The 12,507-nt window shown below is 68.0% G+C and carries 10 protein-coding genes; 4 read left to right on the top strand and 6 right to left on the bottom strand.

The window, feature by feature from the left end:
* Positions 1-145: 145 nt before the first annotated feature.
* From QZ853_RS18980 to glyA, 4 genes are all read right to left on the bottom strand, one after another.
* The gene (locus tag QZ853_RS18980) at positions 146-604 is read right to left on the bottom strand and encodes a hypothetical protein (protein WP_295577827.1); all 459 of its coding nucleotides are present in this window, start codon (positions 602-604) and stop codon (positions 146-148) included.
* 18 nt (positions 605-622) lie between these two features.
* Positions 623-1,039: a hypothetical protein gene (locus QZ853_RS18975; RefSeq protein WP_295577822.1), complete on the bottom strand. Its 417-nt coding sequence runs from the start codon at positions 1,037-1,039 to the stop codon at positions 623-625.
* Positions 1,032-1,520, bottom strand: coding sequence for a hypothetical protein (locus QZ853_RS18970; protein WP_295577819.1), 489 nt, complete (start codon positions 1,518-1,520; stop codon positions 1,032-1,034). Before QZ853_RS18970 ends, QZ853_RS18975 begins: the two co-directional genes overlap by 8 nt.
* 66 nt (positions 1,521-1,586) lie before the next feature.
* A complete protein-coding gene (gene glyA, locus QZ853_RS18965; RefSeq protein WP_295577817.1) occupies positions 1,587-2,840 on the bottom strand; it encodes a serine hydroxymethyltransferase in 1,254 nt (417 codons plus the stop codon).
* Positions 2,841-3,115: 275 nt separating this feature from the next.
* On the opposite strand from glyA, the gene QZ853_RS18960 reads away from it, so the two are divergent.
* Positions 3,116-6,331, top strand: coding sequence for an autotransporter domain-containing protein (locus tag QZ853_RS18960; protein ID WP_295577789.1), 3,216 nt, complete (start codon positions 3,116-3,118; stop codon positions 6,329-6,331).
* 57 nt (positions 6,332-6,388) lie between these two features.
* On the opposite strand, the gene QZ853_RS18955 is transcribed toward QZ853_RS18960, so the two are convergent.
* Positions 6,389-6,847 (bottom strand): RcnB family protein, encoded by a 459-nt coding sequence (locus tag QZ853_RS18955; RefSeq protein ID WP_295577777.1) that lies wholly within the window; start codon positions 6,845-6,847, stop codon positions 6,389-6,391.
* Positions 6,848-7,100: 253 nt separating this feature from the next.
* Here QZ853_RS18955 and ettA point away from each other — a divergent pair, with 253 nt between their 5' ends.
* The 3 genes from ettA (at position 7,101) to QZ853_RS18940 (ending at position 11,313) form a co-directional block, all read left to right on the top strand.
* The gene (gene ettA, locus QZ853_RS18950; protein ID WP_010481992.1) at positions 7,101-8,765 is read left to right on the top strand and encodes an energy-dependent translational throttle protein EttA; all 1,665 of its coding nucleotides are present in this window, start codon (positions 7,101-7,103) and stop codon (positions 8,763-8,765) included.
* A gap of 101 nt (positions 8,766-8,866) precedes the next feature.
* Complete coding sequence (locus QZ853_RS18945; protein WP_295577765.1) at positions 8,867-10,183, top strand: NCS2 family permease; 1,317 nt, start codon at positions 8,867-8,869, stop codon at positions 10,181-10,183.
* A 131-nt stretch (positions 10,184-10,314) separates the two neighbouring features.
* Entirely contained in the window at positions 10,315-11,313 is a 999-nt protein-coding gene (locus QZ853_RS18940) for a DUF4434 domain-containing protein (protein WP_295577753.1), read from the top strand.
* A 59-nt stretch (positions 11,314-11,372) separates the two neighbouring features.
* Here the strand turns inward: QZ853_RS18940 and QZ853_RS18935 are convergent, their stop codons facing one another.
* The gene (locus QZ853_RS18935; RefSeq protein ID WP_295577741.1) at positions 11,373-12,506 is read right to left on the bottom strand and encodes an acyl-CoA dehydrogenase family protein; all 1,134 of its coding nucleotides are present in this window, start codon (positions 12,504-12,506) and stop codon (positions 11,373-11,375) included.
* Position 12,507 lies beyond the last annotated feature (1 nt).

Here is a 12,507-nt window from a genome sequence, read left to right as displayed (position 1 = left end):
CCTGGCTCAGGGGGCAACCTAGATGCCACGGTCATGGCAGCGTCGCAAAGGTACCTGAGAAAGGGTCCAGCAGCAAATGCTGCCTGCGCGGAAGTGCCTGCGCGAAAGCCGGAATGGGCGCCTGATGCGCTCTTTGGCCCGCCACTCAGCCGGCCGGGCCGGACGCCGGAGTATTCCCGCCCCAGCGCAACCACAACAGGTGCGCGGCCAGCACCAGCAGCAGTGGGCCAAACCCGAGAAAGCCCAGGGTCGAGATCTCCCCTTCCTTGAAGGTGAAATACAGCGTGGCGGCGACGACACCCAGCGCGGCCAGTATTCCCAGCACCAGGCCAATCCATGCGACCACCGGCGCCTGATGCAGGCCTGCGCGCCCACGCCACAGGAAGAGGCCGCTCAGCCACATCCAGGACAGCAGGCCGAGCACTCCGGCCGATGACCAGAGCAGCAACAGCGAGTGCTCATCGCCAGTCAGATACTTGCCATCCAGCACGACCATCAACCCCAATACTGCCCCGGTGCCTCCTGCCGCCGCGGTGGGCAGGCCCACCAGCAGGCCTGCTATCCCCATCCATCGCTTGTGCTGCTGCTCCTCCCTGCGTTCCATTCCCTTTGATTGGCCGCGTCAGGCGCGGCGCTTGAGCCACACCAGCATGGCGGCCGGTACCAGCATCGACGGCCCCAGCAGCAGTAGTTCCAACGCGGCGCCCCCCTGCTGGAAGCCGAACCATGCGGTCATCCAGAGAACCGGCAGCGCGGCCAGCCCACCGGCCAGCAGCAGCCACCACCAGATCGCGCGCACCTGCAGGCCGGCCCGGCCCTGCAGCAGGTAGCCGGCGCTGAGCCACAGCCATGCCAGGCAACCCGCCACGCCGGCCAGGCCCCACAGCAGTGGCGCCAGATCGGGTGAGCGGTTGCCGCCGAAGGATTGCAGGCCAACAACCAGGAACATCACCGCGACCGCGCCGCCCATCGCCAGGCCGGGCAGGCCGAGCAGTACCGCCAACGCGGCATACAGGTATTTGAGGCGGCGCTCATCCATGCGCGGTGACTCGCGATGCCCGCGCTCGTACGGGCGGCACATCCACGGCATCGGCACGCGCACGCAGGAGCATCAGCATGCCGGTGGGCACCAGCAGCGACGGCCCTGCGAAGAGACCGCCCACCACCGCCGGGCCCAACCCGGAGAAGGTATATATCGCCAATCCCAGCAACGGCAGGCCCGCCAGCACGCCCATGCCCAGCAACCACCACCAGCGTGGCGAGGCCGTGCGCAGGCCCCGCAGTCCATCACGCAACCAGATGACGCTGAGCGCAACCCAGGCCACCAGGCCGACAAGCGCGGCCGTTCCCCAGACGCACATCACGGCGGCGAACCACAGCTTGTCAGCATCCAGCGAGACCAGGCCGATAACGCCCATGACCAGGGCGATGCAGGCACCGGCGCCGCCCATGAAAAGGCTGGGCAGGCCGAGCAGCGCGGCCAGCATCACGTACAGATACTTGAGGCGGCGCTCATCCATGCAGGGTTGCTCCAATACCGGGGTCAGCGCCCTTCCCTGCGGGAGGGGATCCGACCCCGGTTGCGATCAGCCGTAGACCGGGTACTTGCGGCACTGCGCGCTGACCGCATCGCGCACGCGGGCGATGACGGCTTCATCGGCCGGGGCGTCGAGCACGTCGGCGATCCAGTTGGCCAGATCCACGCAGTCCTGTTCGACGTAGCCGCGGGTGGTGACCGCCGGGGTGCCCAGGCGCAGGCCCGAGGTCACGAACGGCGAACGCGGGTCGTTCGGCACCGAATTCTTGTTGACGGTGATGTGGGCTTTGCCCAGCGCGGCTTCCGCGTCCTTGCCTGACACGTCCTTGCCGATCATGTCCACCAGCATCAGGTGGTTCTGGGTGCCGCCGGAGACGATCTTGTAGCCGCGCGCGATCAGCGTGTTGGCCATCGCCTGCGCGTTCTTCACCACCTGCTGCTGGTAGGCCTTGAAGCCCGGTTCCAGCGCTTCCTTGAAGGCCACGGCCTTGCCGGCGATGACGTGCATCAGCGGACCGCCCTGGATGCCCGGGAACACGATCGACTGCAGCTTCTTGACCAGGTCCTCGTCGGCGCCCTTGGCGACGATGATGCCGCCGCGCGGGCCGCGAAGGGTCTTGTGGGTGGTCGAGGTGACCACGTGGGCGTGTTCCAGCGGGCTCGGGTAAACGCCGGCGGCGACCAGGCCGGCGACGTGCGCCATGTCGACGAACAGGTAGGCCCCGACCTTGTCGGCGATGGCGCGGAAGCGCGCCCAGTCGATCACCTGCGAGTAGGCCGAGAAGCCGGCCACGACCATCTTCGGCTTGTGCTCCAGGGCCAGGCGCTCGACTTCGTCGTAATCGATCAGGCCCTGGTCGTTCACGCCGTACTGCACGGCATTGAACAGCTTGCCGGAAGCATTGACCTTGGCACCGTGAGTGAGGTGGCCACCGTGGGCCAGGCTCATGCCGAGGATGGTGTCACCTGGCTGCAGCAGCGCGAAGTACACGGCCTGGTTGGCCTGCGAACCGCTGTGCGGCTGCACGTTGGCATAGTCCGCACCGAACAGCTGCTTGAGGCGGTCGATCGCCAGCTGCTCGGCGATGTCCACGTATTCGCAGCCACCGTAGTAGCGCTTGCCCGGGTAGCCTTCGGCGTACTTGTTGGTCAGCTGGCTGCCCTGGGCTTCCATCACCGCCGGGCTGGTGTAGTTCTCGCTGGCGATCAGCTCGACGTGGTCTTCCTGGCGCTGGATTTCAGCGGCGATGGCCTTGGCCAGTTCGGGATCGTAGGATTCGATGCGGACGTCACGCGGGAACATCAGTCACTCCAGGCAATAGGGGGACAGCGGGCCTGCAATTGTAAGCCCGCCGGGGGGCGGCGGCGACCGCAGCCAACGGGGCTTGGCGCGCCGCGCATGGCATGATGTGCTGGCCCGGCTGCGTGCCGGCAGCCGCGCGGGCCGTTTACGCAACGCCCCGCCGGATTTCGGGAAACGTGATCCGCTTCCTTGCAAACTCATATTTTTTAATTAAGCAAGACTAAAGCCTGCCGATCTGCGGCCGATACGCCCTGTCCAAACAGGGGAAATCGCGCGTGATCCATTCGTACCTCGCTTCGCCGGCAATGACGCTGGCCGTTCGTCGCACCACTGCTTCCACCGGCCGTCGTGCCGGCTGCACCTCCTTGCTGGCACTGGCCATCGGCCTGGCCATGAGCGGCCATGCGGCCGCCCAGGCGACCGTCATCACCGAACGCGACCCGGCCGTACTGGACGGCGCCTGGTTCGCGCCGGGCGGCTGGACCAACGGCACCCCGCAGCTGACCGTTGAAAACCACGCGTACATCGACAGCCCGACCCAGGTCGTGGTGGATGTACCCAATGCCGTGTCGTGGCGGATCGACGTCGGCCACGCCAGCAGCGGCGAACTGCTGATCCACGATGGCGGCATCCTGGAGAGCACGGCGATCTTCATCGCCACCCAGGCCGGCTCCTCCGGCAAGGTGACCGTGACCGGTGCGGGATCGAAGTGGATCGGCAACAACAGCATTGGCGTGGGCCACTTCGGCAACGGTACGCTGGACGTGCTGGCCGGTGGTGAAGTGGACAACGCACAGGGCACCTGGGTGGCCTCTGAACTGGGCAGCACCGGCGTACTGACCGTGGCCGATGCCGGTTCGCGCTTTGCCACCGATCTGATCCACGTGGGCGCGCAGGGCGCGGGCACGGTGAACGTACGCGCCGGCGGCAGCTTCGAGACCGGCGTGGCGCGCCTGGGCAGCTACGCCGCCGTGGCCCACGGCGAAGCGCTGGTAACCGGCAGCGGTTCCAGCTGGTTGAACAACAGCGACCTGCTGATCGGTTTCACTGGCACCGGCCGCATGGTGGTTGAAGACGGCGCAACGCTGACCGTGCTGGGCAGCACCCAGCTCGCCCAGCAGCGCCACAGCCCCGGCATTTCCGATGCCGTGCTGGAACTGCGCGGCACCGGCACGCAGGCCACCACCGGCTACGTTGCCGTGGGCCAGAACGGTGTGGCCGAACTGAACGTGCTGGACGGCGCGCAGCTGACCGCGGGCGATGTGGGCGTGGGCGAAAACACCCTGGGCGACGGCACCTTCCGCCTGGCCGACGCGGGCAGTTCGGCCAGCATCGGCCGCCTGGCCATCGGCAACTTCGGCACCGGCGCGGTGCAGGTGAGTGATGGTGCGGTACTGAACGTTGCCGGCGTGCTGGGCCTGGGCGGTGCCAGCGGCAGCAGCGGTTCGCTCACCGTTGGCCCGCAGGGCACGCTGAACCTTGCCGGCGGGCAGATCTACCGTGGTGGCGGCGGCGCCAGCGTGCTGATCGACGGCGGGACCCTGCACTTCACCAACACCGCGTTCACGAGCAACGTGGACATGCAGTTGAATGGCATTGCGACGCTGGACACCGACCAGGTGGATGCACTGTTCAGCGGCACCCTGAGCGGTGCCGGCACCCTGCGCAAGATCGGCAGCGGCACCCTGACCAGCTACGCCGACAACCGCTACAACGGCGGCACCCTGGTGGAACAGGGCACGCTGGTGCTGGCCGGCAGCGGCGCGATCCGCGGTTCGGTGGACGTGGCCTCGGGCGCGACGCTGAAGCTGCAGCGCAACGGCCACACCGTGTTCGCCAATGTGCTGTCCGGTGCCGGTGATGTGGTCAAGCTGGATGCTGGTCTGCTGACCCTGCTCGGCGACAGCAGTGGCTTCACCGGCACCACCCAGGTACGGGCCGGTGCCATGGAAGTGCGCGGCAGCATCGGTGGCCTGGTCGACATGGCCGCCGGCACCGAACTGACCGGCACCGGCGAACTGGGCAACGTGATCATCCGCAGCACGGCCAGCCTGGCCCCGGGCCTGACCGGCGCCTCGGGAAGCTACGACGTGCTGTCGATGCGCGGCAACCTGCTGATGGAAAACGGCTCGCGCTATCTGGTCGATGTGGGCGCCGACGGCGGCAGTGACCGCGTACTGGTCGGCGGCACCGCCACCCTGCAGGGCGGCAACACGCTGGCCCTGGCCAGCAATGGTGACTGGTCGCCGCGCACCCGTTACACGATCCTGAGCGCCGCACAGGGCGTGCAGGGCACGTTCTCGGATGTCTCCACCACCCTCGCCTTCCTGAGCCCGACCCTGGACTACGACGCCAGCAACGTCTACCTGACCCTGGCCCGCAACGACATCGCGATGCCGGACATCGAACTGGCGTTCCCGGACGTTGTGGTGAACGACAACCAGAAGGCCGTGGCCGGCGCGGTGGAAGCGCTGGGCAATGGCAACGCGGTCTATGACGCGGTGGTGCGTTTGGACGTAGCCGACGTGGTGCCCGCCTTCGACAGCCTGTCCGGCGAGATCCATGCGGCCAACCGTGGCGCCCTGCTGCAGAACCGCTTCCTGCGCGATGGCATTGACCGCCACCTGGACGGTGCGGCGATGGCCGGGCAGATCGCACCCGGCGTGCGCGCCTGGGTAGCCGGCAGCAGCAGCCAGCGCCGTACCGATGCCAGCGCGCAGAACGCCGGGCTGCGCACCTCGCAGCACGGGCTGATGGCCGGCGCCGGCTGGATGCTGGGCGATGCACTGGAACTGGGCGTGGCCGCCGGCCAGCAGCAGCAGGTCAGCCGCCTGGCCCAGCGTGATGCACGCGCCGAAACCGACAGCACCGAGTACGGCGTGTACGGCCAGTACCGTTGGCAGGGCCTGAGCCTGCGCGCGGGTGTCAGCCGCGCAGACTACCGCACCGACAGTACCCGCACTGCGCAGGTCGGCAGCACCCTGTCCGAAGGCCTGGCCGCACGCGAGGACGCCACCGGCACCACGACCTTCCTGCGTGCCGGCTGGACCTTCGGTGGGCCGCGCCTGCAGCTGACCCCGGAACTGGAGCTGGCACAGGTGCGCCTGCGCAGCGACGGCGCCCAGGAACGCGGCGGCCACAGTGCGCTGCAGCTGGATGGCGAAACCGCCCGCTACCGCACCGGCCTGGCCGCGCTGCGCGCGGACTGGGACATCAGCGGTGGCCAGCGTGACCGTGCGGCGCTGACCGCGCGCGTAGGCTGGCAGGCAGCCGGCGGTGATCGCCTGCCGCAGGTCGCGGCGCGCTTCGTGGAAGGTTCGCAGGGCTTCGGCATTGCCGCTGCACCGCTGGCCCGTCGCAGTGCGCTGGCCCAGCTGGGCGTGGCGGTCAGCCCGACCGACAACAGCCGCCTGTCGCTGCAGATGCAGGGGCAGCGCGGTGATGGCCAGCGCGAGGTGGGCGCACAGCTGGATCTGTCGGTGGCGTTCTAAACGCTGGAACGGGTCGCAGCCCTTCCCGGTGGGAAGGGCTGCGACTCCGTTTCTGCATCAGCGGTTGTTGATGATGTAGTCGGCGATGATGCCGGTGGCCACGGCGACCAGCAGCAGGTTGCCGCGGTCATCGCGGATCCAGTGGTGGCCATACGGCGGGCGGCGCAGGTGATAGCGCGGGTAGTCATTCACCACGTAGATCGGGCCACGGTAGTAATCGCGGTAGCGGTGCCCACGCTGCCAGCCATAGCCCGGGCCCGGCCCGTAGCCGGGGCGGTAGACCACGCGCGGCGGCGGCGGTGCCGGGTGGTAGTGGCGGCGGTCGTGGTCGCGGCGCCAGTCGCGGCGGGCCTCGCGGCGGTCACGCTCCCAGTCGCGGCGGTCCTGGCGCCACTCGCGGCGGTCTTCGCGCCATTCACGGCGGTCACGGTGGTCGTTGTCGGCGAAGGCCGGAGCCACGGCGCCGAGCGCCAGCACAGAGGCCACGGCACTGGCCATTACTCGATTGATGCGCATGTCAGACCTCTGCTTGGGTGGGTGGTGAGCCCATATTGCGCATACGATCTGAACGGTTTCCGGCTGGAAACGCTTCCTCCTGCAGGACTGTGACGGAGTATTCAGGCCATAGCCAGCCGGGGGCCGCCTCCCGGGAGCGGCCCCGAACCGGTTCCGGCTATAATCAGCGGCATTCCATTTCAGTCTGTGCCCGCTGCCGCAACGGGATCTTCCCGTGACGGACCGGGCGCAGGGCCGCGCCTACGGAGACCGCATGTCCTCGCAATACATCTACACCATGAACCGCGTGTCCAAGGTGGTCCCGCCCAAGCGGCAGATCATCAAGGACATCTCGCTGTCGTTCTTCCCGGGCGCGAAGATCGGCCTGCTGGGCCTGAACGGCGCCGGCAAGTCCACCGTGCTGAAGATCATGGCCGGCGTGGACACCGATTTCGAGGGCGAGGCCCGCCCGCAGCCGGGCATCAAGGTCGGCTACCTGGCGCAGGAGCCGGAGCTGGACCCGACCAAGACCGTGCGTGAAGCGGTCGAGGAAGGCGTGGGCGAAGTGCTGCAGGCGCAGGCCGCGCTGGAAGCAGTGTATGCCGCCTACGCCGAGGAAGGCGCCGACTTCGACGCGCTCGCCAAGGAACAGGAGCGCCTGGAGGCGATCCTCGCCGCCGGTGATGCACATACCCTGGAAAACCAGCTGGACGTGGCCGCCGATGCGCTGCGCCTGCCGCCGTGGGATGCCGTGGTCGGCAAGCTGTCCGGTGGTGAGAAGCGCCGCGTGGCGCTGTGCCGCCTGCTGCTGCAGAAGCCGGACATGCTGCTGCTCGACGAACCGACCAACCACCTCGACGCCGAGTCGGTGGAATGGCTGGAACAGTTCCTGGCGCGCTACACCGGCACCGTGGTGGCGGTCACCCATGATCGTTACTTCCTGGACAACGCCGCAGAGTGGATCCTGGAACTGGACCGCGGCCGTGGCATTCCGTGGAAGGGCAACTACACCGACTGGCTGACCCAGAAGGACGAGCGCCTGAAGCAGGAAGACAACCAGGAAAAGGCTCGCCAGAAGGCGATCCAGAAGGAACTGGAGTGGTCGCGCCAGAACGCCAAGGGCGGCCGTACCAAGGGCAAGGCGCGCCTGGCCCGCCTGGAAGAGCTGCAGTCGGTCGATTACCAGAAGCGCAACGAAACCAATGAAATCTTCATCCCGCCGGGCGAGCGCCTGGGCAATGCGGTGATGGAGTTCAAGAACGTCTCCAAGAAGTTCGGCGACCGCCTGCTGTTCGACAACCTGAGCTTCCTGGTGCCGGCCGGCGCCATCGTCGGCATCATCGGCCCGAACGGTGCCGGTAAGTCGACCCTGTTCAAGATGATCACCGGCCAGGAAAAGCCGGATACCGGCGAGATCGTGGTCGGCCCGACGGTGAAGCTGTCCTACGTGGACCAGAGCCGCGACGCGCTGGAAGGCAACCACAACGTCTTCCAGGAAATCGCTGGCGGCCTGGACATCCTCAACATCAACGGCATCGAGATCCAGTCGCGCGCCTACATCGGCCGGTTCAACTTCAAGGGCCAGGACCAGCAGAAGATGGTCGGTTCGCTGTCCGGTGGTGAGCGTGGCCGCCTGCACATGGCCAAGACCCTGCTGCAGGGTGGCAACGTGCTGCTGCTCGACGAACCGTCCAACGACCTGGACATCGAAACCCTGCGTGCACTGGAAGATGCGCTGCTGGAGTTCCCGGGCAACACCTTCGTCATTTCGCATGACCGCTGGTTCCTGGATCGCATCGCGACCCACATCCTGGCGTTCGAAGGCGACTCGCACGTGGAATTCTTCCAGGGCAACTACCGCGAGTACGAAGAAGACAAGCGCCGCCGCATGGGCGACGACGCCGCACCGAAGCGCCTGCGCTTCAAGGCGCTGAAATAAGGCAACCGGAAAGGCCGCGCTCGCGCGGCCTTTCTCCTTTCGGTACCCGCCACGTCCATGCAAGCCGGCCAGCGGCCGGCCTTCTACCCATGAGTGACCCCATGTCCCTCTTCGAACGCCTGTTCCAGCTGCAGCAACACGGCACCACCGTGCGCACCGAGCTGCTGGCCGGTGTCACCACCTTCCTGACGATGTCCTACATCGTCTTCGTCAACCCCGAGATCCTCGGCACCACTGGCATGGATGCAGGTGCGGTGTTCGTAGCCACCTGCCTGGCGGCGGCGCTGGGTTCGGCAGTGATGGCGCTGGCCGCCAACTTCCCGGTCGGCATGGCACCGGGCATGGGCCTGAACGCGTTCTTCGCCTTCACCGTGGTCGGCGCTGCCGGCCTGCCGTGGCAGCAGGCATTGGGCGCTGTGTTCATTTCCGGGCTGGTGTTCCTGGTGCTGTCACTGACCGGGGTGCGCGCGTGGCTGGTGTCCGGCATTCCGGCGTCGCTGCGCTCGGCAATCGTGGCCGGCATCGGCCTGTTCCTGGCGATCATCGCGCTGCAGAAATCGGGCGTGATCGTCGGCAATGAAGACACGCTGGTGGCACTGGGGCCACTCAATACCGCGCCGCCGCTGCTGGCACTGGCCGGCTTCCTGTTGATCGCGGTGCTGGAAGCGCGCCGCATCCGCGGTGCGATCCTGATCGGCATCCTGGCCGTGACCGGCGCCGGCTGGGCGCTGGGCGACGTGCAGTACCAGGGCCTGGTGTCGTTGCCGCCAAGCCTGGCGCCAACCTTCCTGCAGCTGGACCTGCCGGGCCTGCTGCACCATGACGGCGGTGCGCCGATCGCGGTGCTGCTGCAGGTGGTGCTGGTATTCGTGCTGGTGGAAGTGTTCGACGCCACCGGCACGTTGTACGGCGTGGTCGGCCGTGCGGGCCTGCTGAAGCTGCCGGGCGCGCAGAAGCGCTTCGGCCGCGCCTTGTTGGCCGACAGCACCGCGATTGTTGCAGGCTCGCTGCTGGGCACCAGCAGCACCACTGCGTTCGCCGAAAGCGCCTCGGGCGTGCAGGTGGGCGGCCGCACCGGCCTGACCGCGCTGGTGGTGTCGGCGCTGTTCCTGGCCGCGCTGCTGTTCTCGCCGCTGGCGGCGATGGTACCCAGCTATGCCACCGCACCGGCGCTGTTGTTCGTGGCCGGCCTGATGCTGCGCGAGCTGGTGGAAGTGGACTGGAGCGACCTGACCGAATCGGTGCCGGCGGCGCTGTGTGCGCTGGCGATGCCGTTCACCTACTCGATTGCCAATGGCCTGGCGTTCGGCTTCATCGCCTATGCCGCGCTGAAGGCCGGCACCGGGCGCTGGCGCGAAGTGCATCCGGCGGTGTGGCTGGTCGCGGTGCTGTTCACCCTGCGCTACGCGTTGGAGTAAGCGCTGCCGGGGGTCGGATCCCATTGCTGCGCCATGGGATCTGACCGCTGTTCGAAGTGGCCGGCCAGCGGCCCGCACTACCCGAAGGGTTGGTTCACCCGCTGCGCACGGTGCTCTGGGATGATGGGCGCATGTCGCCGCCCATGCTGCCTTCCGATCCGTCTTCGCCGCTGCGCCGGCGCCTGCTGCGTGCCGCCCTGCTGGCACCGGTGGCGGGCGCGCTGGCCACCCTGCCCGGTTGTTCGCTGCCGGAACAGGTCGATGGTACCTTCCTGCAGCCCTGGCGCAGCCACCTGCAATGGGGCATGGCGGACTGGCAGCGTTCGCTGCAGCTCGCGCGCAGACTGGGCTGCAGGCAGCTGGTCCTGCAATGGACCGGCATCAGCGGCGGCGCCGATGGCGATTGGGAGCTGCCCGACACCAGCGTGCGCATGCTGTTCACCGCCGCAGCCGAAGCCGGTATCGCCGTGCGCGTCGGCCTGCCGTTCCAGCAGCACTGGTGGAAGGCGATCGGCGCAGACGATGCGACGCTGCAGGCGTTCTTCGCCGACAGCCTGGCGCAGGCACGCAGCTGGCTGGCGAAGGCGCCGTGGGCACGCCTGCAGGCGTTCAACGGCTGGTACGTGCCCTACGAACTGGAGCAGTACCACTGGGCCGACCCGGCGCGCCAGCAGTGGTTGGCGCAGTGGCTGCACGGCATCACCCAGGCCAGCGCGGACGGCGGTGGCAACTGGGCGATTTCCTGCTATTTCAGCCGCCTGGCCACCGACGGCAACCTGGTGACGCTGTGGGATGCGGTGCTGGCGCAGGCCACGCTGCGGCCGATGGTGCAGGATGGCGTGGGCGTTGCCGGCGCCGGCAACGTGCAGCAGCTGCAACCGCTGCTGCAGCATCTGCGCGAGCGTGGTGTAGTCTTCGATGCGATCGTGGAACTGTTCCGCGAACTGCCCGGCGGGAACAACGATGGCACCCAGTTCAAGGGCCAGACCGCCGATGCCGCGCGTATCGAACGGCAGCTGGCGTGGGCCCGCGACAGCGGCGCCGAACACGTGCTGGTGTACGCGCTGGACCCGTGGCTGTCGCAGGACACGCCGGAAGCAGCAGCCCTGCGCAAACGCTGGGGCGTGTAGGGGCAGTGCTGGCTGGGGTCAGAGCCCATTCCGGTGGAATGGGATCCGACCCCGTCCGCCTACAGCGCGCGGCCGATGATGTCGCGCAGGATCTCGCTGGTGCCGCCGAAGATGCGCAGCGCGCGGGCGTCGGCCCAGGCGCGGCCGATGCCGTATTCGCTGCTGTAGCCATAGCCACCGTGCAGCTGCAACAGGTCATCCAGCACCCGGCCCTGCAGTTCGGTGGCGTTGAGCTTGGCCATGGCGGCGCGCATCGGCTGCAGCCGCCCCTGCATCTGCTCCCCCAGGCACTGGTCGAGGAAGCTGCGCAGCATCGCCAGCTGCGCCGCCGCCGACGCCAGTACGAAGCGGGTGTTCTGGTGGTCGATCAGCAGCCGGCCGAACGCCTTGCGCTGGCGCACGTAGGCCACGGTCTCCTCAAGCATGCCCTCGGCCGATGCCGCTGCGCGCAGGGCGATCGCCAGACGCTCGGCTGCCAGCTGCTCTTCCAGGTAGGCAAAGCCGAGCCGCTCTTCACCCAACAGGTGATCGGCCGGGACGAACACCCCCTCGAAGAACAGTTCGGCGGTGTCCTGCGCGTGCTGGCCGACCTTGGCCATCGGTTCGCCACGGCTGACACCGGGCTGGCGCAGATCCACGCAGAACAGGCTGAGGCCACCGGCACCGAGTTCCGGCGCGACGGTCGCCACCACCACTGCCATATCCGCGTTGCTGCCGTTGGTGATCCAGGTCTTCTGCCCGCTCAGGCGATAGCCACCGTCCACGGCTTCGGCGCGCGTGCGGATCGTCTTCAGGTCGCTGCCTGCGCCAGGCTCGGTCATTGCGATCGCGCCGATCACTTCGCCGCGCGCCATCCTCGGCAGCCATGCGTCGCGGGCGGCCGGCGTGGCGTACTGCATCAGGTACGGCGCCACCATGTCCGAGTGGATCGAAAACCCGATGCCGAGGAAGTTGGCGCGGGCCAGTTCCTCGATCACGCAGGCGGCATGGCCGAAATCACCGCCCAGGCCATAAGGCTCGGGCAGCTGGCAGTTGAGCAGCCCCGCCTCGCCCGCGGCCTGCCACAGCGCGCGCGGGGTGATGCCATCGCGTTCCCACTGTGCGTAGTGCGGCGCGATGTGTTCATCGATGAAGCGACGCACCTGTTCACGGAACAGGTCGTGGTCGTCGCGGAAGACTGCACGCTCGGCCATT

Source organism: uncultured Stenotrophomonas sp. (assembly GCF_913778665.1).
In the GTDB taxonomy this organism is placed as follows: domain Bacteria; phylum Pseudomonadota; class Gammaproteobacteria; order Xanthomonadales; family Xanthomonadaceae; genus Stenotrophomonas.
The sequence above is the reverse complement of the archived record's forward strand: the minus strand, read 5'-3'. Positions and strand labels throughout refer to the sequence as shown.

What these genes read in the sequence shown, in the direction of transcription:
- QZ853_RS18970 (WP_295577819.1), bottom strand. Translation starts at nt 1,520, where the DNA reads ATGGATGAGCGCCGCCTCAAGTATCTGTACGTGATGCTGGCCGCGCTG.
- QZ853_RS18945 (WP_295577765.1), top strand. Translation starts at nt 8,867, where the DNA reads ATGTCCCTCTTCGAACGCCTGTTCCAGCTGCAGCAACACGGCACCACC.
- QZ853_RS18980 (WP_295577827.1), bottom strand. Translation starts at nt 604, where the DNA reads ATGGAACGCAGGGAGGAGCAGCAGCACAAGCGATGGATGGGGATAGCA.
- QZ853_RS18940 (WP_295577753.1), top strand. Translation starts at nt 10,315, where the DNA reads ATGTCGCCGCCCATGCTGCCTTCCGATCCGTCTTCGCCGCTGCGCCGG.
- glyA (WP_295577817.1), bottom strand. Translation starts at nt 2,840, where the DNA reads ATGTTCCCGCGTGACGTCCGCATCGAATCCTACGATCCCGAACTGGCC.
- QZ853_RS18975 (WP_295577822.1), bottom strand. Translation starts at nt 1,039, where the DNA reads ATGGATGAGCGCCGCCTCAAATACCTGTATGCCGCGTTGGCGGTACTG.
- ettA (WP_010481992.1), top strand. Translation starts at nt 7,101, where the DNA reads ATGTCCTCGCAATACATCTACACCATGAACCGCGTGTCCAAGGTGGTC.
- QZ853_RS18935 (WP_295577741.1), bottom strand. Translation starts at nt 12,506, where the DNA reads ATGGCCGAGCGTGCAGTCTTCCGCGACGACCACGACCTGTTCCGTGAA.
- QZ853_RS18955 (WP_295577777.1), bottom strand. Translation starts at nt 6,847, where the DNA reads ATGCGCATCAATCGAGTAATGGCCAGTGCCGTGGCCTCTGTGCTGGCG.